The organism is Lentzea aerocolonigenes, assembly GCF_000955955.1.
GTDB classification, from domain to species: Bacteria; Actinomycetota; Actinomycetes; order Mycobacteriales; family Pseudonocardiaceae; genus Lentzea; species Lentzea aerocolonigenes_A.
On record NZ_JYJG01000134.1, the window covers coordinates 1 to 24,986 of the forward strand.

Consider the following 24,986-nt stretch of genomic DNA (forward strand, 5'->3'; position numbering starts at 1 on the left):
CGCCTGTTGCTCAGGGCGGCTGCGCGTTGCGTAGGTGGTGCGGTCCGGTGGGTCCCGTCACGAGTCGCACCGGAGCGAGCCACACCCGAGGGGTCAGCGGCAGTTCGAGGCTGGCTGGCTCTCGTCGTTCTGCACCAGGCACTGGAACACCAGGCCCAGTAGCACCGGCAAACCCACCACCGTGGTGACCAGCGCGGGGATCTCCACTGCGCCCACCACGACGCCGAACGCCAGGACTGCTGCCAGGTACGGCCAGCGCAGCCAGATTCGCTGCCACGGGCGCTTCCACCGCACGCCGCTCGACACGGCGGCCGCCACCGCCACGCCCGCGCCGGACACGACCGGTGACAGCGGCACCGTGGTCCAGGACGCGGTGATCAGGCCCGCCGACCCCATCAGGCCGAACACGGCGAAAGAGAAGAGGAACGGCACGGCCAGCCACAGGCGCTGGCTCACGGGCCGCTCGGCAGTGCAGAACACGGCACACAGTGTGATGGACGCTCACCAACAACACGGAGCCGTATGTGGCCGAACGGCTGCACCTTGCGCCGAACGGCGTATCAGGGACGTTAAGTGGTTGTGACTTCTGCCACCTGTGAGGTGCTGTGGAGGGCTCGGGAACAACCGCGTTTTTGCTGGTGTTGAAGCGTCTGGCAAACTAAATGGTCGAGTCCGGCTCCGGTTCACCCGTTCACCAACTGGGACCCGGCGGCCATCCTTGAAAGGGACAAGATCTTGAAGACTGGAATCCACCCGGAGTACACCGTCACCGAGGTGACGTGCAGCTGCGGCAACGCCTTCACCACGCGCAGCACCACCTCGGCGACCGAGGTTCGCGTCGAGATGTGCTCGAACTGCCACCCGTTCTACACGGGCAAGCAGCGCATCCTGGACACCGGCGGTCGCGTCGCGCGCTTCGAGGCGCGTTACGGCAAGCGCAACAAGTAGCTGCTTCAACGGCGCCTGACCTCGGCAAATTTGCCGGGGCAGGCGCCGTTTGCCGTCTTGCAGGCCACTACGAGGGAGTCCTGAAGTGTCGCAGTCGCTGGACAGTCTGCTCGCCGAGTACGACGAGCTCGAGAAGAAGCTCGCCGACCCCGCCGTGCACGCTGACCAGGCGGGCGCGCGCAAGCTCGGCAAGCGGTACGCCCAGCTCGGGCCCATCGTGAAGACGGCCAGGGAGATCGAGCAGGCGAAGAGTGACCTCGAGGCCGCCAAGGAGCTCGCGGCCGAGGACAAGGGCTTCCAGGAAGAGGTCGAGCAGCTCGAGGAGCAGCTCCCGAAGCTGGAGGAGAAGCTCACCGAGCTGTTGTTGCCGCGTGACCCGCACGACGGGGACGACGTGCTGCTCGAGATCAAGTCCGGCGAGGGCGGCGAGGAGTCCGCGCTGTTCGCCGGCGATCTGCTGCGCATGTACACGCGGTATGCGGAGCGGCACGGGTGGAAGGTCGAGATGCTCGACGGGACGGACTCGGACCTGGGTGGGTTCAAGGACGTCACGGTGTCCATCAAGACCAAGTCCGCCACGCCGGACGGGGTGTGGAGCCGGCTGAAGTGGGAGGGCGGCGTGCACCGGGTGCAGCGCGTGCCCGTCACGGAGTCCCAGGGGCGCATTCACACGTCCGCGGCCGGTGTTCTGGTCTTCCCGGAGACCGAGGAGACCGCCGAGGTCGAGATCGACGAGAAGGACCTGCGCATCGACGTCTACCGGTCGAGCGGCAAGGGCGGGCAGTCGGTCAACACCACCGACTCCGCGGTGCGCATCACGCACCTGCCCACCGGGATCGTCACGTCCTGCCAGAACGAGCGCAGCCAGTTGCAGAACAAGGCCCGCGCCATGCAGGTCCTCCAGAGCCGTCTGGTGGCTCTCGCCGAGGAGCAGAAGGCGCAGGAGCAGAGCGACGCGCGTCGCACCCAGATCCGGACCGTTGACCGGAGTGAACGGGTGAGGACCTACAACTTCCCCGAATCGCGAATTTCTGATCACCGGGTTGGGTACAAAGCGCATAACCTGGACCAGGTGCTCGACGGTGACCTGGACGCGGTGGTGGACGCGCTGGCCGCCGCCGACCGGGCAGAACGGCTCGCAGGCGGGTAAACCGACGTGAGAGGGGCGCGTTGTGGCCGAGATCCTGGTGAATCCACAGATAGCGCCTCTCGACCAACCGGTCGACATCGTCGTCGTGGGGCTGAAGCCCGGCAACGAGATCACCGTTCAACTGTCCACAGGCGACCGTGCGTCCCATGCCGTCTTCACGGCCGATGACCGCGGTGTCGTCGACCTGACCAGGCACGCGCCGGTGGACGGCAGCTATCGCGGCGTTGACCCGATGGGGTTGTTCTGGTCGATGGAGCGCACCGGGGGCAAGCCGAGCCCAATGTGCCTGTCGGTGGAGGGCGTGGGTGACCGCCTCCTCGAACGGTTGACCGTGCCCGAGGGCGTCGAGCGCGTCGAGGTGCGGGAGAACGGGCTCGTGGGCACGCTGTTCGCCCCTGAGGACGACGGCGCCGAGCTGCCGGGCGTGATCGTGCTCGGCGGGTCAGAGGGCGGGCTGCACGAGTCGGACGCGGCGTTGCTGGCCGCGCACGGGTTCGTGGCGTTCGCGCTCGGCTACTTCGGCATGAAGGACCTGCCTGAGCACCTCGTGGACATCCCGCTCGAGTACTTCGGCACGGCGATCGAGTACCTCTCCGAACGCTGCGGCGAGATCGGCGTCATCGGTGGCTCGCGCGGTGGTGAGCTGGCGTTGCTGGTTGCTGCGACGTTCCCGCAGATCAGGGCCGTGGTGAGCGTGGTGGGCAGCGGTGTGGTGACGCAGGGGATCGGGCCCGGTGCGAACCTGCTGCAGATCCTCCAGCACGACGCGGCGTCGTGGACCTTGAAGGGCGAGCCGCTGCCGTACCTGCCGTACTACGTGGGCGGCGAGCTGCGGTCGAAGATCGTCAACGGTGAACCGGTGCCGTTGCGGCTCGCTTTCGACACGTCGGACGGCATTCCCGAGGACACCGAGATCCGCGTCGAGAACATCGTCGGGGGTGTGTTGCTCATCTCGTCCGGGCACGACGACGGGTGGCCGTCGACCGAGCTGAGCGACGTCGCGATGCGGCGGCTGAAGGATCACGAGCACCCGTTCCCGTTCGAGCACGTCGTGTATCCCGAGGCAGGACACCTGATCGCGGCCCCGCCGTACCGTCCGGCTACCGAGGTGACCTATCCGGGGCCTGGTGTCACCTTCTCGGGTGGTGGTGTTCCGCAGGCCACAGCGCACGCTCAGGCGAACGCTTGGAAACGGACGGTTGAGTTCTTGCAGGAGCAGCTCGGGACCTAGGGTGTGCTTATGAGCGCACACTTTGATGTCGTGGTCGTGGGTGCGGGTCCCGGCGGGTACGTCGCCGCGATCCGTGCGGCTCAGCTCGGGCTGAAGACCGCCATCGTCGAGGAGAAGTACTGGGGCGGCGTCTGCCTGAACGTCGGCTGCATCCCGTCGAAGGCGCTGCTGCGCAACGCTGAGCTCGCGCACATCTTCACGCACGAGCAGAAGACGTTCGGCATCAACGTCGAGGGCACCGTCAGCTTCGACTACGGCGCCGCGTGGCAGCGCAGCCGCAAGGTCGCGGACGGCCGCGTCAAGGGCGTGCACTTCCTCATGAAGAAGAACGGCATCACCGAGTACAACGGGTGGGCCGACTTCACCGACGACCACACGCTGACCGTCGGGGACGAGACGATCACCTTCGGCCACGCGATCATCGCCGTGGGCGCCACGACCCGGATGCTGCCGAACACGCAGAAGTCCGACCGCGTCGTGACCTACGAAGAGCAGATCATGACCGAGCAGCTGCCCGAGTCGATCATCATCGCCGGTGCGGGCGCGATCGGCGTCGAGTTCGCCTACGTCATGCACAACTACGGCGTGAAGGTCACCATCGTCGAGTTCCTCGACCGGATGGTGCCGCTCGAGGACGAAGAGGTGTCCGCCGAGCTGCTCAAGCGCTACAAGAAGCTGGGCGTCGACGTGCGCGTCGGCACCCGCGTCGAGTCGATCGACGAGTCGGGTCCGAGGGTCCGCGTGACGGTGTCGAAGAACGGCGCTCAGGAAGTGCTGGAAGCCGACAAGGTCATGCAGGCCATCGGTTTCGTGCCGCGCGTCGAGGGCTACGGCCTGGAGAACACCGGCGTGAAGCTGACCGACCGCGGCGCGATCGACATCGACGGCCGCGGCCGCACGTCCGTGCCGCACATCTTCGCCATCGGTGACGTCACCGCGAAGCTGATGCTCGCGCACACCGCCGAGTCGATGGGCGTCATCGCCGCCGAGACCATCGCGGGTGCCGAGACGATGGAGCTCGACTACGTGATGATCCCGCGGGCGACGTTCTGCCAGCCGCAGATCGCGTCGTTCGGCTACACCGAGGCGCAGGCCCGCGAGAAGGGCTACGACGTCCAGGTCGCGAAGTTCCCGTTCACCGCGAACGGCAAGGCGCACGGCCTGGCCGACCCCGGCGGCTTCGTGAAGCTGATCAGCGACGGCAAGCACGGCGAGCTGCTCGGTGGCCACATCATCGGCCCCGAGGCCACCGAACTCCTGCCAGAGCTGACTTTGGCGCAGCAGTGGGACCTCACCGTCCACGAGGTCGCCCGCAACGTCCACGCGCACCCGACCCTGTCCGAGGCCGTGAAGGAAGCGGTGCACGGCCTGGCCGGGCACATGATCAACTTCTGAGATAACTTTGCGCTGATGATGAACCGGCAGCCGCTCCGTCTCGCGATCTCCGAGGCGGCCAAGATCCTCTCCGACGCGGGGGTGGACAGTCCGCGCGTCGACGCGGAGTACCTGGCCGCGCACGTGCTCGGGGTCGAACGCGGCCGGCTGCCGCTCATCCCGCTGGTCGATCCGCCGGTGATCGACCAGCTGCACAAGCTCGTCCTGGTGCGGGCCTCGCGCATTCCGCTGCAGCACATCCTCGGCTGGGCTCCGATGGGTTCGATCTCCGTCGAGGTCGGGCCGGGGGTGTTCGTGCCGCGCCCGGAGACCGAACTGCTGATGGAGTGGGGCCTGAAGGCGCTCGTCGGCGTTTCCTCACCCGTGGTCGTCGACCTCTGCACCGGCTCGGGCGCTCTGGCGTTGTCGATCGCCGCCGCCCGCCCGGACGCCGTCGTGCACGCGGTGGAGATCGACCCGCAAGCGCTCGCCTGGACGCGCCGCAACTCCGATCTTCGTGTCGCTGCCGGTGACACGCCGATTCTGCTGCACTCCGGCGACGCCACGGATCCTTCGCTGCTGTCCGATTTGGACGGTCTGGTGGACCTCGTGGTGTGCAATCCGCCTTACGTGCCAGAGGGTGTCGAGGTGCAGCCCGAGGTCGGCGTGCACGATCCGCACCACGCGGTGTTCTCCGGCGCGGATGGCCTGGACGTGATCCGGCACGTCGTCTCCGCTGCCGCCCGGTGGCTGCGGCCCGGCGGCTTCGTCGGGATCGAGCACGACGACACGCAGGGCGAGTCCGTGCCGGCGCTGCTCTCGGCGCGCCGGGTTCTGACGGACGTGGCTGACCATCTTGATCTGGCCGGACGCCCCCGTTTCGCGACCGCCCGCCGCGTCTCCTAGAACAGCACGTCGAAGGCTTTCTCCAGCTCTCTCATCTGCTCGCCGAGCCCGCGGTCGGCCAGCCGTTCCATCAGGACGGCCGTGATGTCCTTGCTGGGCTTGGGTTTGCGCGCCTCGACCCGCAGATCGTCGATGGTCTCGATGGTCGACGTCGGAGCCTTGGCGTCGTTCAGATCCTCGCGCAGCTCGTCGAGGAGCCGCAGGACCTCGCTGACGTCTCTGATGTGTCCGATGTGGACGAAATCCCGGTCACTCATGTGCTTCCCCCGCACTCCTCGCACGGCGTGCTGTCGTTGCTGCTCCCGGACAACCCGCCGGTGAGCCTGCAGGGCATCGAGAACGGCGCGGTCAGGCCCACCGCTCTGCCGGGCGCGCGCGGTCCGCGCGGCGAGACCGGCACGAGTACGAGCGGCTATCCACTCCCGGCGATCGGCGCCGGACGACCCCGGAATGGGTCCAGCGCCCTCCATGGGAGATGACATTGTCCTGTCCACTTTCTGTCATTGAATCGCACACCTGGCATCTGTGCTGGTCAGAGGCTTGGTGAGCGTGCTTTCGGTGCTCTTTCTGCTGTTTGCTGGCACAATAGTCGGTCCAGCTCGGAATTGACCAGACGCGGCCGAATTGCGAATTGTCAATGCGCCGAATGAGGGCTGTCGGGGTGCGCAGTGGTGGGCATGAGTTGCCAAATCCTGGCCAATAACCTGACGTTTGGTCACGTTGGGGCCAAACGGTCGTATCTTCTGACGTTGGGGAGGGCACGCGGTCACGCGCTCGAGGATCCGCCGCCTCGCGCGTGACCGCGTGTGCGCCACTCAGTTGCCAGTCGGCGACGGTTCGCGCACAGGACGCCTCGCCACGAACAGTATGAAGGCGGCGTTCAGGAGCACGGCTAGCGGCAGCAGCAGGCCGTACATCAGCGTGGTCTTGTCAGGTTCGAGGGAGTCGACCGTCTGGACGAACGACTCGACAGGCCCGGCACCCGCGTAGTTGTCGGGGTTCCACCCGTCCTGGTTGAACCCGGTCCAGCTCATCGGGGGCCTCCGAACCGGCCGCGGTTGTCATCCTCGTGGGATTCGTACGTCTGGGCCGTGGCTGTGGTGTCCTCGGAAGCGTTGCCCACGGCGGTCGCCAGTTCCTTGATCGCCGCGGTGGCGTCGTGGGCGAACTGCTGGGCACCAATGGCGAAGAAGGACAGCAGCTGGCCGAACGTGTCGCCGCCGAGGTCGACTGCGGCGGACTTGTCAGCTGCCGCGTCCAGGGCGTCCTGCCTGGCGCGCTGGCCCTTGGCGAACTTGTGGAGCTCGCTCGCGTCGACGCGGAAGCCGGGGCCGGTCATCGCAGCACGCTCCCGAAGCCGTCGTCGTCATCCGGCCTTTGGGTGCTTGGCGGCGCGGGCTTCTGCGCAGGGCCGTTCCACTCCACAATGGACGCCACCTGCTCGGCGGACTGGATCTGGGCCGTTGGGGGCGACGCGGACAGTCACCGCCTCGTTGGGAGAGGTGGCCGTGCTGCTCGCTTGCTGGATCTGCTCCTGCAGCTGCTGGGAGCGTTGCTGCAGCTGCTGCGCTTTGGACTCGAGGTCCGCGATCATCTGTTCCGGGTTCATCGTTCGCTCGTCATCGCCAGCACCTGGCCGAGGTGGCGGGCCAGCCCCATGTTGTCCGCCGGGCTGATGGTGAACCAGCCGCTGCGGGTCTCGACGTTGGAGTAGCGGCCCTGGTTCGTGTCGATCCAGGTGACCGGCGGGAAGTCGCGCTTCGTCCGTCCCTGTCCTATTTGGACGATGAAGTGGCCGTTGCCGATCGCCGGGCCGGTCAGCATTTGCTTCGCGATGCGCACATCGTCGTTGTCGGTGCTGCGGACGGCCTGCCGGAATCCTTCTTGTCGCTGCGGGGCTTCGAAGGCCTGGGCCGGCACGGTGACGAGCTTGCCGGGTCCTGGCCTACCCGGTGGCATCGCGTTGGCGAGGCTTGCCGCGATCTCGTTGGGCTGCACCAGGTTCAGCGTGAAGGTGGTGTCCTCCTGGGTGAACAGCACCGCGTAACCGCCCCGCGCCACCACGCTGGCGCGGACGACCTTCTGCTGGTTCAGGTCCGGCATGCACAGGGCGATGACGCGAAGTTCGGGGCGCGCCAACAGGTTCAGCGCGTCCTCGAGATCAGGCTCCGGCCTGCCCCGCCGTGCCAGATTGCGACGTTCGAGGTCGGCGTGCACGGCGGCCTTGATGCGGGCGCGCTCGTCGAGCGTCTCGCCGTGCTGGCTGACGTCGAAGGGGTAGGGGACGCTCCCCGCCCGCAGGTCCTCCCAGAGAACCTCGAACGCGGGCAAGGAGAGCTGGGCGATCTGCCTCATCCGCCGATCACCGGTGGCGCGACCATGCGATCGTCGTCGAAGAACTCATCGGTGGGGATGAGGTAGTTCGACTTGTGCTCCTTGTCCTCCTCGCCACCCTTGCCGCCACCGGCACCGCCCATGCCACCGGCACCGGCCGCCCCAGCTTTGCCGGCCGCACCCGTGGCCGAGCCTGCCGCACCTGATCCGCCGGCGCCCATGACGCCCGCACCACCACCGGGGTTGGACGGTCCGAAGCTTCCCCCGCCACGACCGGCCGCGCCGCCCATGCCGCCAGGGCCCATGCCGCGACCACCGGCGCCGCCACCACCGCCACCACCACCGGGTCCACGTCCCGTGCCAGGACCGCCCAGGCCGGGCCGGCCGGGCTGACCACCGCCGGGCGGACGCATGCCGGGAGGCAACATGCCGGGCGGGGTGAACGGAGGCCGGTTCGTGCCGCCACCGGGCGGGTTGTTCTGGTTGCCGCCCGGCGGAATCGTCGGCTGGTTCGTCGGCGGCGCGACCCAGGACGGGTTCGTGGTGCCGTTGTTCCCACCGGGAGGCGTCATCGCGGGCACGTTCGGCATGCCGGTGTTGCTGAACCGCTGGTTGCTGTTGACGTTGCTCAGACTGTGCGAGCTGTTGGTGCTGCTCGTTTGCGTGACGCCTTGGTCGTTCGTGACCTGCGGGGTGGATTCCATGGTGGGCATGGACATCGCGGCCGACATCATCGTGTTGTCGCGCGTCTGCATGACCTGAACAGCCTCGGCCTTGGCCTCTTGCTGCTCGTTGTGCTTCATGAACATCTCGACGGGCGAGGCGACCATCGCCGGGGGGAAGATGACGGAGGCGCCCGCCCATTTCTTGGCGATGTCGAGGGGGTTGAAGTCGACCGGCTCGGGCATGCTCTTGTTCGCCTGAACCGCCGCGTCCCGCTGACTGGCGATGGCGTTCGAGGTGCGCGTGAATCCTTCGCCCGTGGTGTCGGCGAACGTCCCCACCTTGCCGAGCGCTCCCCGGACCGCCTCGGCCGCCTTGCCCGTCCACCCTGTCTGCGACCCGTTGACCAGGATGTTGAAGTCGGTGGCCAGTTCCTTGAACTTGCTGCCGAGCGCGCCCCAGCCGTCGATCACCAGGTTCGCGTCGGTCGGGCTGTACTTCTCGGTTACCAGCTTCTTCATTTCTTCATGCGGCTGGCCGGGGTAGTTCGCGTTCGGGTGTGGAACGGTGGGTTTGACGGGTGCCATGAGAATCCCCCTCGGGCGGCGTTAGGGCAGTTTCGGTGCGATCAGATCGGCGGCTTTCGAGGCGCGCTGACAGGCGGCTGCGGTGTCCTCGGAGCTGAGGTCCAGTGTTGCGATCACCAGAACAGACGACGACTCGGTCACCGAGATGCCGATGGTGCAAGCGTTCTTGGCACCGTCCTGCGCCTCGACCTTCTTCGCCTTGAACTTGCCGACCTGAGTTTCCGTGATCTTGTCGCCGTCGAGGTTCAGATCGTTGACACCTGCCTTCGAGCGGATGCCTGCGCTGACACCTCCGTTGCCGCTGATGTTCCACGCGCAAGCGTCGGCAGTGCCGACCTGTTTGGCTTTGCCCGGATACGTGAGGCCGAGGCTCTTGACGTCGGCTTCGGTGAGCAGATCACAGGGTTTGATCGCTTCGAGACCTGAAGCCGAGCCGGAGTCGGTGGTAGGAGTCGCGCCACCGCTGGTAGGCGTCGGTGTGGGGTTGCCCGCGGTGCCGGTGCACCCGGCGGTCAGAGCGGCCAGACCGATCGTGGTGGCGATGAGAATGCGCTTCATTACTTCCCGTCGAGTTTCTTCAGTGAGTCGGCGTGCGCCTGGTCCGTGTTGTGGTAGGTGGCCCGGCTCTTCTCGATCTGTGTCTTCAGGTCGTCGATCGCCTTGCTGAGATCTTTGAGCGTTTGCTGACCGGCTCGGCCGAAAGTTCTGTTTTCCTTGCTGATCTGCTCGGCGTATCCACCGCCCAGCTTGGTGTCCGCGCTGAGGTGCAAGGCGCTGTCCTGGACCTCGTTGAGCGCGTCCTTCATCTCGGTCAGCTTCTTGATCATGGTGTCGACCAGGTGTGGGTCGACGGACAACTGCTGAGTCTCCACTGCGACGGCTACAGCTTTGCTGGCCTCGGCAACGGCCTGGAAGCCGCCGGTGAAGATGTCGGTCCAGGAGCCGCCCGATAGGGCTCCGACCTTGCCGCTTGCCGCTACTTCTTCGGACACAGAAGCTCGACCCTCCCCGATTGCGCTCTGTGGTCGGCTCATGACCTTACAGTTGTGCGCCCGTTCGGGGGATGCGTTGAACTACTTAACCCTGTTTGGGCTAAAACTTCACTCTGGTCAGGAAGGTTCTGAACGCGCTGAGTGAGAATAAAAGTGCAGGTCCGGACGTGTGCTTGGAGTCACGGACGCCCGCGTGGGAGGTGGTCAACGCCACCTCGACGCAGTTCTCCTGGCTGCCGCTGTAGCTGCTCTTACGCCAGTTCACCCTGCTCCCATCGACCCGCCAGCTCGGTGATCACCTCTGCCGATTCTCCCTCGGGCAAGGCGCGCCGGACCAGGAGCCGAATGGCTTTCTCGTACGACTCGATCTCCTCGGGCTCTTCCAGGAAGAGGCTGGAAGTGAGGTTTTCCAGGTAGACCACCTTGTGGCCACTCTCTCGCTTGAGCAGCAGAAACGCGCCGTTCACGCCTGCATGGGCGCCGGAGTTGGCGATCACGCGAAGCGAGATGTTCGCGAGTTGGGCAGCCTCGACGAGGTGGAGAAGCTGGCGGTGCATCGTCACTGGGCTACCGATCCGCCGCCTCAGTACCTGCTCGTCGATGAGCGCGAGCATCCGCGTTGGCTCAGGTCGGAGCAGGATCGAGTGGCGCTGTGACCGGACCGCTAGGCGATGAGGTATCTCGTCGGCTGGGATCAACTCGCATTCGTGCAGGAGAGCTTCGGTGTAGACGGGGAGTTGGAGCAGGCCGGGAACGTTCGTGCACTCGTAGTTGACGATGAGGTCGGCCTTGCGCTCCAGGTTGAGCAGAGTGCGGACGCGTTCGTCGAACGTGGGTTTGGCGCGCTGCCACCAGCCGCGCCGGTCCACCTCGTGGGCGAGCGTCAGCAGTTCGGTGCGGAGTGGGCCGACGCAGCCGTAGATGGCGAGCAGGGCCGCGACGTCCTCGGTGGAGCCTTCGCGGAGGCCGTTCTCCAAGCGGCTCATCTTCGTGGCGGAGGCGTCGATGAGTTCACCGGCGCGTTCCAGGGACAGGCCTGAGGCCTCGCGGAGGCGGCGCAGGTCGTCTCCCAGCTCCTCGGCGCGCACGGTGAGGTTCATGTGGACGATGGTGCCGGGTTGCCGGAGGGCGAAAAGGGGGTTGCGGCCCAGGCAAACCCGATCGGGTCACCTGAGGAGGTCGGAGACCTTGCCGTATGTGCAGAGTTCCTGTGGTGGCAAGGGAGTCAGGAAGCCGATCGCGGCTGTGGCCACCAGGAGCAGCGCGAGGCCGATGAGCGGGCGCTTCACTGGTCGTCTGCCAGGAGGGCGTTGCCGAGATCGCGGGCGAACTCGCCCACCTTTTCCAAGCCGGTGTCCGGCCAGGCCGAAGAGAGTTCGATGATCTCTTCGCCGAGCTGGACGAGGTTCGACGGGTCGGGCATGAAAGGCCTCCAGTTGAACGAAAGTTCAGCCCACGCGACGGAAGTTTCCGGCGCTGAGGTGCGTGACCAGCCGCTCGAGCAGCTCCATCGGCACGGTGTCGGCGCACCACGCGTTGAGGCACAACCTGCAGATGACGTTCAACTGGTCGGGCGGCTCGAACGTGCCGAAGACGGCGGTCACGGGATGTGGGCAGAGCACGACCTCAAGGAAGCCAGCAGACATCCTGAACGGGAAGGTGTTGCCCCACGGGCAAAACCGATCGGGTCAGCGGAACACCCCAGCCGAACGGATCACTTGAGTGGCGTTGGCGTTGGACACGGTGACACTCACGTTGTCGGCGAGAAACGACCCGGCAGCTTCGCGGTGGTAGCGGGCTGCCGCGTCGGGGCGATCCCACACCACGAGATCCACCTGCAGGGTGCGGCGCGGACCCGAGTCGGTGATGTTGCTGCGCTTGCAGGAGAGTTGGACTCGTCGGGAGTTGCCGCGGCCGGCCTCGGACTCCGGGATCGGGGCGAACAGCGGGTAAGAGCCGTCCACAATGGACGCGAAACCGTCGGAGGACGGGAAGGCTGCCGCGTAGGCCTCGGCACTGGCGACGGTGCACGGGTCCTTCACGTTGCTGGTGGGAGCGTCGTAGGCGTGGCGCATCGGAGCGGTTGGGCCGGCGGAAATTCGGGACAGCACAAAGGGTTCCAGCTTGGACATGAGGGCGTCGACCTCGAACGCCCCGGTGGACTTCGCAACCTGCAAGGAGATGGAGACGACCAGGTCCGCATTCCAGATCGCGAGGTGCTCGGAGTCCTCCTCACGCCAGGAAGCGACCGACATGCCGGCAGCAGAGCGGACCGGCGAGCCGAGAACGGTCGCCTGGTCCGCCAGGTGGGTCAGCGTGGCGGTGGTGTTGAACGGCGTTTGGTTCACCGAGACGTCCACGACCTCGTGGCCCCACAGCGTGTAGGAGCAGGTGCTGACCGGGTTGGAAGACGGAGAAGCAGCCGGGACGTCGCCGGCCAGGTGCGAGTGGGTGATGGCGTGGTCGCGGGAGAGCCGGGCGCCCATGGACGACAGCCCGGAGAACGTGACCAGCGCGCAGGCGTCGTGGACCGGGACGCCGCCGTACTGGAGGGCTGGACCGTCGCCCGGCATTTGGAACATCACGGCGGACGAAGGGTCGCCGTTCACCTCGCCGGGCAGGTCGTCGTTGATGCGCAGCAGGACGAAGGGAAGCCCGAACAGGCCGACCATCGAGAAGAAGACCAATGCCAGGAAGACCGCGATCCCGATGAGCGCAGGCGCGGCGAGGTCGTTCTGTTGTTTCATCAATCCCCCCAGGTCGACGCCAAAGTAACTAGCCGAAGCTGAGGGGACGCTGAGTGGCCAAAGCCCTTGCCGCAACTACTTCTGCACGCCCTGTTCCGCGATGTGCCGCGCCGCCGGTAGCAGTTCGTCGCGCAGGCCCTCCACAGGCGGCAGGGTGTACGAGGCCGGTCCTCCGTGGTCACCCTGCACGCTGACGTTGACCTCGCCCAGTTGGAAGTCGAGCACCCAGTCGATCTGGAGGTTGGTCATGCACGCCTGACCCGTGCCCAGGGAGGGAGTGATCGCCACCGGTGGGCCGAAGGGGTGTTTGTCCGCGGGGTCGCACTGGTACGCGTTCCGGTCGATCGCAGCCTGCGGCTTGTCCCACATCCTCAGGGAGGCTTCCAGGACGCGGTAGTTCGCCACGTCGAGGCTCGCTTCGGGGGCGATGTTGTAGCGCTGGCACAGCGCGCCGCCCTGCAGAGCCGACTCCGGATGCCGTTCCATCGGTGTGTCGGATGCGAAGACGTGGAACTGGGTCTTGACCAACGCGGGCAGGCCGGCGTTCGGGTAGGACTTCCGGTACGCGTCCGCGCTCGCGACGTCGCACGGGTCCTTGAACTTGCCGGCGAACGGCTCGGGGTAGATGTGGAGCATCGGTGCCGTCGGGCCCTTCTGGATCGCGGCCTTCACCAGCGACTCCAGCTTGTCGGCGAACGCCTTGGCGTCCAACGAGCCGTACGGCTGCTTCTTCTCGGTTTGGAAGGAGACCTCGACGATCAGGTCCTGCTGCCAGAGGGAGATGTCCCAGGTGTTGTTCTTGTGGTCCTGGTAGTTGGCGACGGAGAAGCCGTCGGCCTGGTGGACCGTGTGGCCGCCGCGCTCCGGCTTGCCCTTCCGGGACTCCATGTCCTTCTGAGCGGTGAACGGTGGCTGGTACACGAAGACCTGTACCCACTCGAGGCTCTTCATCGAGTAGTAGCAGTGGGTCAGCGGGTCCAGCGTGCCCTGGGGGAGCGCCTTGTCCGCCGGGACGTCGATGTCCACGTAGTCGTGGCCGACCGGGAACTGGTCGGTCAGCGTGATGCCGAGGTTCGTCAGGTCCGCCATGGTGAGCAACGAGCACGCGTCGTAGACCGCCGTGTCGCCGTACTTGCGCGGTGGGCCTTCGCCGGGCTGCTGCTGCAACAGTGCGGGAGCAGCGGCGGTCGCCTCCGATGAGGTCGACGGCGCCTCCGGCGTGGAGCTGGAATCGCGGTTCAACAAGAGGAACGCACCCGTGCCTCCGCCTGCCAGCAGCAGCACCAGAACCACGGCGAGCCCGACGAACAGGCCTGTGCGGGACTTGCGCGGTGGAGGCATGGGCGAGCCGTGATGTGGATACGCGGGTCCCTGGAACGGTTGCGGCTGGAACTGCCCTGGATGCGGCGGCCCTTGCTGTGGGCGCGGCGGATACTGCTGCATGACTTCCCCCAGATCGATCAGACGAGGGGAATCTAGTGAACTGGGGCCGTTCGGCGGGGTGGGTTCGCCCGGTCTGGTGAGTGGATGCGGGGCTAAGGCGGGCCTTGCGAACACCCGATCGGGGTGGCTGGCTAGGCTCACCGAGGTGAGCACGGTCTACGACTGCAGCGAACCGAGCAACCGCGCGGCGGGTCTCGCCGCCGCGGCCGGTGCGGTGCGAAGCGGACGCCTTGTCGTCCTTCCCACCGACACCGTTTACGGGATCGGCTGCGACGCGTTCGACGCCGAAGCCGTCCGGAGCCTTCTCGACGCCAAGGGGCGCGGGCCTGACATGCCCGTCCCGGTGCTGGTCGGGTCCTGGACGACGATCGACGGGCTGGTCCTCAGCGTGCCCCGGCAGGCGCGGGCGCTCATCGAGGCCTTCTGGCCCGGTGGGCTCAGCATCGTGTTGCCGCACGCGCCGAGCCTGGCCTGGGATCTCGGGCAGACGCGCGGCACGGTGATGCTGCGCATGCCGTTGCACCCGGTCGCGTTGGAACTCCTCCGCGACGTCGGGCCCATGGCCGTGTCCAGCGCGAACCGGACCGGGCACGCGCCGGCCGCGAGTGCGCAGGAGGCGCGCGACCAGCTCGGTGACGCGGTGCCGGTGTACCTCGATGGGGGGCTGAGCGGCGAGAACATCGCCTCCACCATCGTCGACCTCACCGGGCCGGACGCGCTGATCCTCCGCGAGGGGGCCGTGAGCAAGAAGGAAGTCGACGAGGTGCTCGGCATCGAGGTCGAAGTCGCCCGCTGACCAGCGGGTGCCAGAATTGATCATGTCGCCGCGAGTACCGTGGCGAGCACCCCGAACTGCTCCCGATTGATTGGTAGGCCCGTGGGGCCCGCATCCTCGTTCGTCCTTCCCGTGCGCGAGTACCTGCTCGTCGCGTTGATCGCTGCCGTCGTGACGTTCCTGCTCGTCGGGCTGGTGCGCGCGATGGCGTTCCGGCTCGGGGCGGTGGCCTACCCGCGGCAACGTGACGTGCACGTGCAGCCGATGCCGCGCATGGGTGGTGTCGCCATCTACGGCGGCGTGCTGTGCGGCATGTTCGTGGCGCACCAACTGCCGGTGCTGCGGGCGGCGTTCGACTTCTCCAACGACCCGTGGGGCGTCATCGTCGCGGGCGGCGTCATCGTGCTCGTGGGCGCGATCGACGACAGGTTCGAGCTCGACTCGCTCACCAAGCTCGCCGGGCAGGTGACGGCGGCGGGCATCCTGGTGCTCTTCGGTCTGCAGTGGATGATCGCGTGGGTGCCGTGGGACGGCGGCGCGACCATCAGCCTCGACCAGAACCAGGGCGCGCTGCTGACGGTGCTGCTCGCGGTCACCATGATCAACGCGATGAACTTCGTCGACGGCCTGGACGGGCTGGCCGCCGGCATCGGGCTCATCGCCGCCGCGGCGACGTGTGCGTTCTCGATCGGCCTGCTCGTCGAACGGCAGGGCGCGGTCGAGGCCTACCCGCCCGCGCTGATCGCCGCCGCGCTCGCCGGCGCCTGTCTGGGCTTCCTGCCGCACAACTTCAACCCCGCGCGCATCTTCATGGGCGACTCGGGCTCGATGCTCATCGGTCTCATGCTCGCCGCCGCCACGACCAGCGCGTCCGGCAAGATCAACCAGGCCACCGGCAGTGCCGCGGACCTGCTCGGTCTGCTCTCGCCGCTGATCGTCGTGGCCGCCGTGCTGTTCGTGCCGCTGCTCGACCTGCTGATGGCGATCATCCGGCGCACCCGACGGGGTGAAAGTCCGTTCTCGCCGGACAAGATGCACCTGCACCACCGGTTGCTGGAGATCGGCCACTCGCAGCGGCGCGCGGTGCTGCTCATCTACTTGTGGGCCGGTGTGCTCGCGTTCGGCGCGGTGGCGCTCACGTTGTTCGACCCGATCATCGTGGCCACGTGCTTCGTCATCGGGTTGATCGTGACGTTTGTGGTTTCGGTGATCCCGAGGCTCAGGGACGCCCGCAAGCCGTAAACGGCGTTCATCTTGTTTGGGTCCGCTTAACCGTCGTTAACTCCGCCCCGCGCGCAAGCACGACCGGCGCAGTTCCTACACTTCGGGACATGAGCGACGCGGACAAGGCCGTCACGCACGAGCTGACCGTCCAGCGGCTCGCCGGGGAAATGTTCCGCGCGGCCGCCTGGGCCGCACTCGGCACGTTTGTCCTCGGCGTCGTCGTGTCAACTGTGATCTGGGGGACCGCTGGTCTCATCGGGTCATTGATCGGTGGTGCGATCGCCATCGCTTCGAGCCTCGCGACGTTGTTGTTGATGCGCAAGACCGCAGCACTCGATCCCATGTTCGTGATGGTCGCCGCACTCGGTGGATTCATGGGCAAGCTGATCGTGCTGCTACTGGCGGTGATCTTGTTGCGCAACCAGCCGTGGCTCGAACCCAAGGCACTGGGAATCACCCTGGTGGCGACGGTGCTCGTGACGTCGTTCCTGGAGGCCAGAGCCTCCAAGCGCAGCCGTAGTCAGATGGTGGTCCCCGCCTCCGAAGGCGCCTGAGACCTGCTGATATGGTCCGCGCAGACCAGGGACACCCGATAGCAGGGGTGCCTCTGGTAGTCGCTTGCGAACCGTAAGGTACGTTAAGTCCAGATCGTGACGATTCCCCCGGCGGAGTGAACGCCGGCCGGGAGAACCGGAAGGAACACAGTGACCGAGATGGTGCTGGCTTCGGGTGACAAGTTCGTCGCCCCTGGTGTGAAGGACTTCTTCCTCCCGCCGATCTTCGGCGAGGTCACCAAGCCGATGGTCCTGCTGGTGCTGTCGATCCTGATCATCGGCGCCTTCTTCATCGCGGCGAGCCGCAACCTGAAGCTCATCCCTGGCAAGTTCCAGTTCGCCGCCGAGTCGGTTTACGACTTCGGGCGCAACAACATCACCAGGGAGCAGATCGGCGCGAAGGACTTCAAGCCCTTCGTCCCGCTGATCCTCACGATCTTCTGCTTCGTCCTCGTGAACAACCTGTTCGGTCTCATCCCGATCATCCAGTTCCCGACGATGTCGCACATCGGCTTCCCGCTCGCCGTTTCGTTGCTGGTTGTTTACCCGGTGTACCACTTCGTCGGGTTCAAGCGGCACGGCTTCGTGGGCTACTTGAAGCACCAGACGGTTCCGCCGGGCGCGCCGTGGTTCGTGCTCCCGCTGCTGATCCCGATCGAGTTCTTCCAGAAGTTCATCCTGAACCCGCTCACGCTGGCGATCCGAGTTTTCGCCGCCATGTTCGCGGGTCACCTGTTGCTGCTGGTGTTCACCCTGGCTGGTGAGTTCCTGCTGCTGAACGGCGGTCTGACCGTCATCGTGGCGCCGGTGTCCTTCGCCTTCGCCCTCGCGCTGACCTTCCTGGAGGCGCTGATCATGTGCCTGCAGGCCTACATCTTCGCGCTGCTGTCTGCCAGCTACATCGGCATGGCGCTGGCAGAAGAGCACTGAGAAACACAAAGCCTCCGATCCGCGAAGACTCGCGGACCGAGTTGGAAAGGGAACAGCAACAGTGAGCGCTCTCATGGTCGCCCAGGAAGCTTTTAACGGGAACATCAACCCGGGTCTCGCAGCCATCGGCTACGGCCTCGCGGCGATTGGCCCCGGTATCGGTGTGGGTCTGATCTTCTCCTCGGTCATCAGCGGCACCGCCCGTCAGCCCGAGGCCCGTGGCGTCCTGCTCGGTCTCGCGTGGACCACCTTCGCCATCGTCGAGGTCCTCGCGCTGATCGGCTTCGTCGTGTACTTCATCGCGACCGCCGGCGCCTGACCTAACCCTTCAACGCGTTAGGAGACGTCGTGTACCGCACCCTGATCCTGGCAGCGGAAGAGCCGCACAACCCGGTTGTTCCGCAGCTGGCTGAGGTCATTCTCGGTCTCGTCGCGTTCCTGCTCCTCTTCTTCGTCATCAAGAAGTTCGTGTCGCCGAGGTTCGAGGCGCTGTACGCGGAGCGGACGGCCAAGATCGAGGGTGGCATCGAGAAGGCGGAGCAGGCTCAGGCCGAAGCTCAGCGCACTCTCGAGCAGTACAAGGAGCAGCTGGCCGAGGCTCGCGCCGAGGCCGCGCGCATCCGCGACGACGCGCGGGCCGAGGGCCTGCAGATCATCGAGGAGCTGCGCGAGCAGGCGCAGGCCGAGTCCGCGCGCATCGTCGCGCAGGGCCAGCACCAGCTGGACGCTCAGCGCGCCCAGATCGTCGCCGAGCTGCGTGCCGACCTCGGCCGCACCGCCGTCGAGCTGGCGAGCAAGGTCGTGGGCGAGTCCCTCGAGGACGAGGCCCGCCGCCGCGGCACCGTCGACCGCTTCCTCAACGAGCTGGACGCCGTCGCGGCGCCGGCGAGCAAGTAGAGGCTGCCGATGACGTTGCATGCCGCAAGTCGTGAAGCTCTGGCAGCCGCTGAACTGCGGCTGCTGGAGCTGGCCGACGCCACCACGTCGACGAACGAGCTCGCCAAGCTCGGCGAGGAGCTCTTCGCCGTGCTGGGCCTGCTGGTCGAGCAGCGGACGCTGCGCGGCGCGCTCGCCGACGCCTCGTCCGAGGCCGCCGGTCGTGAGCGGCTCGTCCGCGGCCTGTTCGCGGGCAAGGTGAGCGACGCGACGCTGCAGGTGCTGGTCGCCGTCGTGACCGCGCGCTGGTCCAGCCCGCGTGAGCTCGTCGACGGCGTCGAGTCGCTCGCCCGCACCACGCTGCTGGTGCGTGCCGAGCGCGACGGTCAGCTCGACTCGGTGGAGGACGAGCTGTTCCGGCTCGGCCGCATCGTGGCGGGCTCGAACGAGCTCGAGCTGCTGCTGGCGGACCCCGCCGGTGCCGTCGAAGGCAAGGTCGCGCTGGTCGACACCCTCATCGAGGGAAAGGTCAGCCCGGTCACCAAGACGCTGGTGGACCAGCTGGTCCGCCACCCGCGCGGTCTTCGCGTCGCGAACGGCCTCGGCGAGCTCGCCGACCTGGCGGCCAAGCGCCGTCAGCGTTCCGTCGCGCACGTCCGTTCCGCGGTGGCACTGACCGCGGAGCAGGTCGACCGCTTGACCGCGACGCTGACCACGATCTACTCGCGTCCGATCGCCCTGCACGTCGAGGTGGACGCCTCGCTCGCGGGTGGTCTCCAGATCAAGATCGGCGACGAGATCATCGACGGAAGCATCGCCGGCCGGTTGGCGGCACTGCGCCGCAATCTCGCCAGCTAGCCCCCGAGCCCTTTCCCAAGAACGAAGAAGTGAGAGCAGGAACGACATGGCGGAGCTGACGATCTCGTCGGACGAGATCCGCAGTGCGATCGAGAAGTACGTCTCGAGCTACTCCCCGGAGGTCAGCCGGGAAGAGGTCGGTACCGTCTCCGAGACCTACGACGGCATCGCCATCGTCGAGGGCCTTCCGGGCACGATGACCAACGAGCTGCTCGAGTTCCCCGGTGGCGTCCTCGGCGTCGCCCTGAACCTCGAGGTCCGCAACATCGGTGCGGTCATCCTCGGTGACTTCGACAAGATCGAAGAAGGCCAGGAGGTCCGCCGGACGGGCAAGGTCCTGTCCGTGCCGGTCGGCGACGGCTTCCTCGGTCGCGTCGTCAACCCGCTGGGTCAGCCGATCGACGGCCTCGGCGACATCGTCGCGGACGACACCCGCGCCCTGGAGCTGCAGGCCGCGTCCGTGCTGCAGCGTCAGCCGGTGTCCGAGCCGATGCAGACCGGCATCAAGGCCATCGACGCGATGACCCCGATCGGTCGCGGTCAGCGTCAGCTGATCATCGGTGACCGCAAGACCGGCAAGACCGCGGTCTGCATCGACACGATCATCAACCAGAAGAAGGCCTGGGAGTCGGGCGACCCGAAGCAGCAGGTCCGCTGCGTCTACGTCGCCATCGGCCAGAAGGGCTCCACCATCGCGGGCGTCAAGACCGCGCTGGAGGAGGCGGGCGCACTCGAGTACACGACGATCGTCGCCGCCCCCGCTTCTGACTCGGCCGGCTTCAAGTGGCTGGCGCCGTACACCGGCTCCGCCATCGGCCAGCACTGGATGTACCAGGGCAAGCACGTCCTGATCATCTTCGACGACCTGACCAAGCAGGCAGAGGCGTACCGCGCGATCTCGCTGCTGCTGCGCCGCCCGCCGGGCCGCGAGGCCTACCCCGGCGACGTCTTCTACTTGCACTCGCGTCTCCTCGAGCGTTGCGCGAAGCTGTCGGACGAGCTCGGTGGCGGTTCGATGACGGGTCTCCCGATCATCGAGACCAAGGCGAACGACGTGTCGGCGTACATCCCGACCAACGTCATCTCGATCACCGACGGTCAGTGCTTCCTCGAGTCCGACCTGTTCAACGCCGGTGTCCGCCCGGCCGTCAACGTGGGTATCTCGGTTTCCCGCGTCGGTGGTGCCGCGCAGATCAAGGCGATGAAGGACGTCGCGGGCTCGCTGCGTCTCGACCTGTCGCAGTTCCGCGAGCTGGAGGCCTTCTCCGCGTTCGCGTCCGACCTCGACGCCGCGTCGCGCGCCCAGCTGGACCGCGGTGCCCGTCTGGTCGAGCTGCTCAAGCAGGGCCAGTACTCCCCGGTCCCCGTCGAGGAGCAGGTCGTCGAGATCTTCGCCGCGACCAAGGGCCACCTGGACGACGTCCCCGTCGGCGACATCCGCCGGTTCGTCGCGGACTTCAAGGACTCGCTGCGCCGCAACCACGCGGACCTGCTGGGCAGCATCGTCGAGACCAAGAAGTTCCCCGAGGACGCCCAGAAGCGCGTTGTCGCCGCCGTAACCGAGTTCAAGAAGCAGTTCACCGCTTCGGACGGCACGACGATCGTCAACGAGGCGCCCGAGAAGGCGATGGACGCCGACAAGGTCGCCCAGGAGTCGGTGAAGGTCCACAAGCCCGAGCCCACCAAGAAGTGATCTGAGCCATGGGCGCACAGATTCGGGAGCTTCGCCAGCGGATCCGAACGGTCAACTCGACCAAGAAGATCACGAAGGCCTACGAGCTCATCGCCACGTCTCGCCTTGCCAAGGCGCAGACCAGGGTCGCGGCCTCGCGTCCCTACGCGGACGAGATCACTAACGTGCTCTCCGCGTTGGCCGAGGCCTCGGCGAACCTCGACCACCCGCTGCTGACGGAACGCGAGAACCCGAAGCGCGCCGCCATCCTCGTCGTGACCAGCGACAAGGGCATGTGCGGTGGTTACAACGCCAACGTCCTCAAGGCCGCTGAGCAGCTGATCCAGCTGCTCAAGTCCGAGGGCAAGGAGCCGGTGCTGTACGTGACCGGCCGCAAGGCGATCGGGTACTACACGTTCCGCCGCCGCGAGGTCACCGCCTCGTGGAGCGGGTTCTCGCAGACCCCGAACTACATCAACGCCGTCGAAGCCGGTGACGCGCTGGTGGAGGCGTTCCTGGAAGGCACGGAGAACGGTGCGCAGGGCGTGGACGAGATCCACGTCGTGTACACGGAGTTCAAGTCCATGCTGAGCCAGACGCCGACCGCCAGGCGGATCGCGCCGATGGACGTCGAGTACACCGGTGAGTCCCCCAAGGGCCCGCGTGCGGTGTACGACTTCGAGCCCAGCGCCGAGGCGCTGCTCGGTGCGATGCTGCCCAAGTACGTGAAGACTCGCCTGTTCTCCGCCATGCTGGAGGCGGCAGCTTCGGAGTCCGCTGCTCGTCGTACGGCCATGAAGGCCGCGACGGACAACGCGACGGAGCTGGTCCGGAACCTCAGCCGGGCGGCGAACTCGGCCCGTCAGGCCCAGATCACCCAGGAGATCAGCGAGATCGTCGGTGGCGCCTCCGCGCTTACCGGTGGCGCAGGAAGTGATGAGTGACATGAGTGCTACTGCCACCACCACCCGCACCGGCCGTGTGGTCCGGGTGATTGGTGCGGTCGTCGACGTGGAGTTCCCGCGCGACGCCGTGCCGGAGCTGTTCAACGCTTGCCACACGGAGATCACCTTCGAGGCGGTCGCCAAGACGCTGACCCTCGAGGTCGCGCAGCACCTCGGCGACAACCTGGTCCGCTGCATCTCGATGCAGCCGACCGACGGTCTCGTCCGCGGCGCCACCGTGACCGACACGGGTGCCGCGATCTCGGTGCCGGTCGGCGACGTCGTCAAGGGCCACGTCTTCAACGCCCTCGGTGACTGCCTCGACTCGCCCGGCCTCGGCCGCGACGGCGAGCAGTGGGGCATCCACCGCAAGGCGCCCGCCTTCGACCAGCTCGAGGGCAAGACCGAGATCCTCGAGACCGGCATCAAGGTCATCGACCTGCTCACCCCGTACGTCAAGGGCGGCAAGATCGGCCTGTTCGGCGGCGCGGGTGTCGGCAAGACCGTGCTCATCCAGGAGATGATCACGCGTATTGCCCGTGAGTTCTCCGGTACGTCGGTGTTCGCCGGCGTCGGTGAGCGCACCCGTGAGGGCACCGACCTCCTCCTGGAAATGGAAGAGATGGGTGTTCTCGGGGACACCGCTCTCGTCTTCGGTCAGATGGACGAGCCGCCCGGCACGCGTATGCGCGTCGCGCTGTCCGCTCTCACGATGGCGGAGTACTTCCGCGACGTGCAGAACCAGGACGTGCTGCTCTTCATCGACAACATCTTCCGGTTCACCCAGGCGGGTTCCGAGGTGTCGACCCTGCTGGGCCGCATGCCTTCCGCCGTGGGTTACCAGCCGACGCTGGCGGACGAGATGGGTGAGCTCCAGGAGCGCATCACCTCGACGCGCGGTAAGTCGATCACGTCGCTGCAGGCCATCTACGTGCCCGCGGACGACTACACCGACCCCGCCCCGGCGACGACCTTCGCCCACCTGGACGCGACGACGGAGCTTTCCCGTCCGATCTCCCAGAAGGGCATCTACCCGGCCGTCGACCCGCTGTCGTCGTCGTCTCGAATCCTCGAGCCGTCGATCGTCGGCGAGGAGCACTACCGGGTCGCCCAGGAGGTGAAGCGAATCCTGCAGAAGTACAAGGAGCTGCAGGACATCATCGCCATCCTCGGTATGGACGAGCTCTCCGAGGAGGACAAGGTCCTCGTCGGTCGCGCGCGTCGTCTCGAGCGCTTCCTCGGCCAGAACTTCATCGTGGCCGAGAAGTTCACGGGTCAGCCCGGTTCGTTCGTGCCGATCAAGGACACGATCGAGGCGTTCGACCGCGTGTGCAAGGGCGAGTTCGACCACTTCCCGGAGCAGGCGTTCTTCTCCTGCGGCGGGTTGGACGACGTCGAGGCCAACGCAAAGAAGCTGGCCGGCAACTGAGCTGGCTCTGAGCTTTTCGAAGGGCCGTTCCTCCACTGTGGAGGGGCGGCCCTTCGGCTTTCCCGGCGTACATGAAGTTTCCGGTGGATGGAAACCGCACTCCCGGCTCCTGGGTCTGACGTCGCACGATGCACAGCACATCAGGCCCCTCGCCGAGGAGGAGAGCGCGCGTGAACAAATGGGTGTTGCCGTTGTGCTGGACCGCGGTCCTGCTCGACGGATTCGATCTGGTCGTGCTCGGCACCGTCATTCCCGTGCTGCTGCAGGAAAAGCTGCTCACGACGGCGTCAGCGAGTGCGGTGTCCACGGCGGGTCTGTTCGGGATGATGATCGGCGCGCTGATCATCGGGACCATCACGGACGTCATCGGGCGGCGCAAGGTCATGATCTTCGCGGTGGCCGCGTTCTCGGTGTTCACGCTGGCCTGTGCGTTCGCCCACGACGCCACGACGTTCGGTGTGCTCAGGTTCCTCGCCGGGGTGGGGCTCGGCGGGTGTCTGCCCACGGCGATCGCGTTGGTCAACGAGGCGAGGCCTCAGCAGGGTGGGCGGGCCACGACGCTCATCATGACCGGGTATCACGTGGGTGCGGTCATCACGGCGCTGCTCGGGATCGTGTTGATTCCTCAGCTCGGGTGGCGGGCGTTGTTCGTGGCGGGTGCGTTGCCCGCGTTGGTGCTGATTCCCTTGATGGTCAAGCACTTGCCGGAGACCGCGGTGCGGAAGGCGCCTGCGCTCGAGGCGGTCGGGTCGCTGTTCAAGCCCGGGCTGCGGAAGGCCACTGTGGCCTTCTGGGCGGCCTCGTTCATGGGGTTGTTGTTGGTGTACGGGTTGAACACGTGGCTGCCGCAGATCATGCGCAGTGCCGGGTACGACCTCGGGGCGGCGCTGGGGTTGCTGCTGACGCTCAACATCGGTGCGGTGATTGGACTTCTGATCGCCGGTGCGGTCGCTGACAGGGTGGGGATCCGGCCGGCGGCGATCGGATGGTTCGCGGGCGCGGTGGTGTTCTTGGCGTTGCTGAGCATCAAGCTGCCCGGGGTGACCATCTACGCGGCCGTGTTGCTGGCCGGGTGCTTCGTGTTCAGTGCGCAGGTGCTCGTTTATGCGTATGCCGGGCGGGTTTACGAGGAGAACCGGGCTACTGGCATCGGGTGGGCTGCCGGCATCGGACGGTTGGGAGCCATCAGCGGGCCGTTGCTCGGTGGAGCGCTGTTGTCGGCTGGGCTCGCTTATCCGTGGGGCTTCTACGCGTTTGCGGTCATCGCGGCGTTGGGCGCTACGGCCGTTGGTGCGATTGGGCTGAAGGCGAAATCGGTCGTGGCGAGCTCCGGCTGATGGCAAGGTCGG

32 protein-coding genes are annotated in these 24,986 nt (G+C 66.7%); 16 read left to right on the top strand and 16 right to left on the bottom strand.

The window, feature by feature from the left end; all coding sequences use genetic code 11:
- Nucleotides 1-93 precede the first annotated feature (93 nt).
- Nucleotides 94-456 carry a hypothetical protein gene (locus UK23_RS20055; protein ID WP_156213241.1) on the bottom strand — a complete coding sequence of 121 codons (363 nt, stop codon included), beginning with the start codon at nt 454-456 and terminating at the stop codon, nt 94-96.
- Between the two features lie 279 nt (nt 457-735).
- Between UK23_RS20055 and rpmE the strand changes: the two genes are divergently transcribed.
- The 5 genes from rpmE to prmC all read left to right on the top strand — a co-directional run bounded on the left by rpmE (nt 736) and on the right by prmC (nt 5,609).
- A complete protein-coding gene (gene rpmE / locus UK23_RS20060; protein WP_045313107.1) occupies nt 736-948 on the top strand; it encodes a 50S ribosomal protein L31 in 213 nt (70 codons plus the stop codon).
- An 85-nt stretch (nt 949-1,033) separates the two neighbouring features.
- Nucleotides 1,034-2,098, top strand: a complete 1,065-nt coding sequence (gene prfA, locus UK23_RS20065) for a peptide chain release factor 1 (protein WP_045313108.1) — start codon at nt 1,034-1,036, stop codon at nt 2,096-2,098.
- 22 nt (nt 2,099-2,120) lie between these two features.
- On the top strand, nt 2,121-3,329 hold the full coding sequence (locus tag UK23_RS20070) for an acyl-CoA thioester hydrolase/BAAT C-terminal domain-containing protein (RefSeq protein WP_045313109.1): 1,209 nt from the start codon (nt 2,121-2,123) through the stop codon (nt 3,327-3,329).
- 9 nt (nt 3,330-3,338) lie between these two features.
- Nucleotides 3,339-4,724 (top strand): dihydrolipoyl dehydrogenase, encoded by a 1,386-nt coding sequence (gene lpdA, locus UK23_RS20075; RefSeq protein WP_045313110.1) that lies wholly within the window; start codon nt 3,339-3,341, stop codon nt 4,722-4,724.
- 18 nt (nt 4,725-4,742) lie between these two features.
- On the top strand, nt 4,743-5,609 hold the full coding sequence (prmC, locus tag UK23_RS20080; protein WP_045313153.1) for a peptide chain release factor N(5)-glutamine methyltransferase: 867 nt from the start codon (nt 4,743-4,745) through the stop codon (nt 5,607-5,609).
- Here the strand turns inward: prmC and UK23_RS20085 are convergent.
- From UK23_RS20085 to UK23_RS48800, 15 genes are all read right to left on the bottom strand, one after another.
- Nucleotides 5,606-5,866 carry a hypothetical protein gene (locus UK23_RS20085; RefSeq protein WP_045313111.1) on the bottom strand — a complete coding sequence of 87 codons (261 nt, stop codon included), beginning with the start codon at nt 5,864-5,866 and terminating at the stop codon, nt 5,606-5,608. The genes prmC and UK23_RS20085 overlap by 4 nt on opposite strands.
- 558 nt (nt 5,867-6,424) lie before the next feature.
- The gene (locus UK23_RS20090) at nt 6,425-6,643 is read right to left on the bottom strand and encodes a hypothetical protein (RefSeq protein WP_045313112.1); all 219 of its coding nucleotides are present in this window, start codon (nt 6,641-6,643) and stop codon (nt 6,425-6,427) included.
- Nucleotides 6,640-6,948 (bottom strand): type VII secretion target, encoded by a 309-nt coding sequence (locus UK23_RS20095; RefSeq protein ID WP_045313113.1) that lies wholly within the window; start codon nt 6,946-6,948, stop codon nt 6,640-6,642. Before UK23_RS20095 ends, UK23_RS20090 begins: the two co-directional genes overlap by 4 nt.
- A gap of 27 nt (nt 6,949-6,975) precedes the next feature.
- On the bottom strand, nt 6,976-7,218 hold the full coding sequence (locus tag UK23_RS51730; RefSeq protein WP_156213242.1) for a YbaB/EbfC family nucleoid-associated protein: 243 nt from the start codon (nt 7,216-7,218) through the stop codon (nt 6,976-6,978).
- Nucleotides 7,215-7,964 carry an ESX secretion-associated protein EspG gene (locus UK23_RS20100; RefSeq protein WP_045313114.1) on the bottom strand — a complete coding sequence of 250 codons (750 nt, stop codon included), beginning with the start codon at nt 7,962-7,964 and terminating at the stop codon, nt 7,215-7,217. The genes UK23_RS51730 and UK23_RS20100 overlap by 4 nt, the downstream gene beginning before the upstream one ends.
- Nucleotides 7,961-9,127, bottom strand: coding sequence for a hypothetical protein (locus UK23_RS20105; protein ID WP_045313115.1), 1,167 nt, complete (start codon nt 9,125-9,127; stop codon nt 7,961-7,963). Before UK23_RS20105 ends, UK23_RS20100 begins: the two co-directional genes overlap by 4 nt.
- Nucleotides 9,128-9,214: 87 nt before the next feature.
- A complete protein-coding gene (locus tag UK23_RS20110; RefSeq protein ID WP_045313116.1) occupies nt 9,215-9,751 on the bottom strand; it encodes a DUF3558 domain-containing protein in 537 nt (178 codons plus the stop codon).
- The gene (locus UK23_RS20115; protein WP_045313117.1) at nt 9,751-10,185 is read right to left on the bottom strand and encodes a type VII secretion target; all 435 of its coding nucleotides are present in this window, start codon (nt 10,183-10,185) and stop codon (nt 9,751-9,753) included. The genes UK23_RS20110 and UK23_RS20115 overlap by 1 nt, the downstream gene beginning before the upstream one ends.
- 100 nt (nt 10,186-10,285) lie before the next feature.
- Nucleotides 10,286-10,450, bottom strand: a complete 165-nt coding sequence (locus UK23_RS50390) for a DUF397 domain-containing protein (RefSeq protein WP_082114814.1) — start codon at nt 10,448-10,450, stop codon at nt 10,286-10,288.
- On the bottom strand, nt 10,437-11,273 hold the full coding sequence (locus UK23_RS20120; protein ID WP_231114588.1) for a helix-turn-helix domain-containing protein: 837 nt from the start codon (nt 11,271-11,273) through the stop codon (nt 10,437-10,439). The genes UK23_RS50390 and UK23_RS20120 overlap by 14 nt, the downstream gene beginning before the upstream one ends.
- Before the next feature lie 78 nt (nt 11,274-11,351).
- Nucleotides 11,352-11,474 (bottom strand): hypothetical protein, encoded by a 123-nt coding sequence (locus UK23_RS54620; protein WP_269112292.1) that lies wholly within the window; start codon nt 11,472-11,474, stop codon nt 11,352-11,354.
- The gene (locus tag UK23_RS51735; protein WP_156213243.1) at nt 11,471-11,608 is read right to left on the bottom strand and encodes a hypothetical protein; all 138 of its coding nucleotides are present in this window, start codon (nt 11,606-11,608) and stop codon (nt 11,471-11,473) included. Before UK23_RS51735 ends, UK23_RS54620 begins: the two co-directional genes overlap by 4 nt.
- A 25-nt stretch (nt 11,609-11,633) precedes the next feature.
- Nucleotides 11,634-11,789, bottom strand: a complete 156-nt coding sequence (locus UK23_RS51740; RefSeq protein WP_156213244.1) for a hypothetical protein — start codon at nt 11,787-11,789, stop codon at nt 11,634-11,636.
- An 84-nt stretch (nt 11,790-11,873) separates the two neighbouring features.
- Entirely contained in the window at nt 11,874-12,932 is a 1,059-nt protein-coding gene (locus UK23_RS20125; protein WP_045313119.1) for a hypothetical protein, read from the bottom strand.
- Nucleotides 12,933-13,007: 75 nt separating this feature from the next.
- Nucleotides 13,008-14,273 carry a hypothetical protein gene (locus UK23_RS48800; RefSeq protein WP_052684835.1) on the bottom strand — a complete coding sequence of 422 codons (1,266 nt, stop codon included), beginning with the start codon at nt 14,271-14,273 and terminating at the stop codon, nt 13,008-13,010.
- 247 nt (nt 14,274-14,520) lie between these two features.
- Between UK23_RS48800 and UK23_RS20135 the strand changes: the two genes are divergently transcribed.
- The 11 genes from UK23_RS20135 to UK23_RS20185 all read left to right on the top strand — a co-directional run bounded on the left by UK23_RS20135 (nt 14,521) and on the right by UK23_RS20185 (nt 24,974).
- The gene (locus UK23_RS20135) at nt 14,521-15,171 is read left to right on the top strand and encodes an L-threonylcarbamoyladenylate synthase (protein ID WP_045313120.1); all 651 of its coding nucleotides are present in this window, start codon (nt 14,521-14,523) and stop codon (nt 15,169-15,171) included.
- A gap of 81 nt (nt 15,172-15,252) precedes the next feature.
- On the top strand, nt 15,253-16,392 hold the full coding sequence (locus UK23_RS20140; protein WP_045313121.1) for a glycosyltransferase family 4 protein: 1,140 nt from the start codon (nt 15,253-15,255) through the stop codon (nt 16,390-16,392).
- 89 nt (nt 16,393-16,481) lie between these two features.
- Nucleotides 16,482-16,928: a hypothetical protein gene (locus tag UK23_RS20145; RefSeq protein ID WP_045313122.1), complete on the top strand. Its 447-nt coding sequence runs from the start codon at nt 16,482-16,484 to the stop codon at nt 16,926-16,928.
- A gap of 150 nt (nt 16,929-17,078) precedes the next feature.
- Entirely contained in the window at nt 17,079-17,858 is a 780-nt protein-coding gene (gene atpB, locus UK23_RS20150) for a F0F1 ATP synthase subunit A (protein ID WP_156213245.1), read from the top strand.
- Nucleotides 17,859-17,931: 73 nt separating this feature from the next.
- Nucleotides 17,932-18,177 (top strand): ATP F0F1 synthase subunit C, encoded by a 246-nt coding sequence (locus UK23_RS20155; RefSeq protein WP_419503895.1) that lies wholly within the window; start codon nt 17,932-17,934, stop codon nt 18,175-18,177.
- Between the two features lie 29 nt (nt 18,178-18,206).
- On the top strand, nt 18,207-18,755 hold the full coding sequence (locus UK23_RS20160; protein WP_231114589.1) for a F0F1 ATP synthase subunit B: 549 nt from the start codon (nt 18,207-18,209) through the stop codon (nt 18,753-18,755).
- A 3-nt stretch (nt 18,756-18,758) separates the two neighbouring features.
- Entirely contained in the window at nt 18,759-19,592 is an 834-nt protein-coding gene (locus UK23_RS20165; RefSeq protein WP_156213246.1) for a F0F1 ATP synthase subunit delta, read from the top strand.
- A gap of 46 nt (nt 19,593-19,638) precedes the next feature.
- Entirely contained in the window at nt 19,639-21,285 is a 1,647-nt protein-coding gene (gene atpA / locus UK23_RS20170; RefSeq protein ID WP_045313125.1) for a F0F1 ATP synthase subunit alpha, read from the top strand.
- An 8-nt stretch (nt 21,286-21,293) separates the two neighbouring features.
- On the top strand, nt 21,294-22,208 hold the full coding sequence (locus UK23_RS20175; RefSeq protein WP_045313126.1) for a F0F1 ATP synthase subunit gamma: 915 nt from the start codon (nt 21,294-21,296) through the stop codon (nt 22,206-22,208).
- Nucleotides 22,201-23,637, top strand: coding sequence for a F0F1 ATP synthase subunit beta (atpD, locus tag UK23_RS20180; protein ID WP_231114590.1), 1,437 nt, complete (start codon nt 22,201-22,203; stop codon nt 23,635-23,637). Before UK23_RS20175 ends, atpD begins: the two co-directional genes overlap by 8 nt.
- A gap of 128 nt (nt 23,638-23,765) precedes the next feature.
- The gene (locus UK23_RS20185) at nt 23,766-24,974 is read left to right on the top strand and encodes an MFS transporter (RefSeq protein WP_045313128.1); all 1,209 of its coding nucleotides are present in this window, start codon (nt 23,766-23,768) and stop codon (nt 24,972-24,974) included.
- Nucleotides 24,975-24,986: the final 12 nt, after the last annotated feature.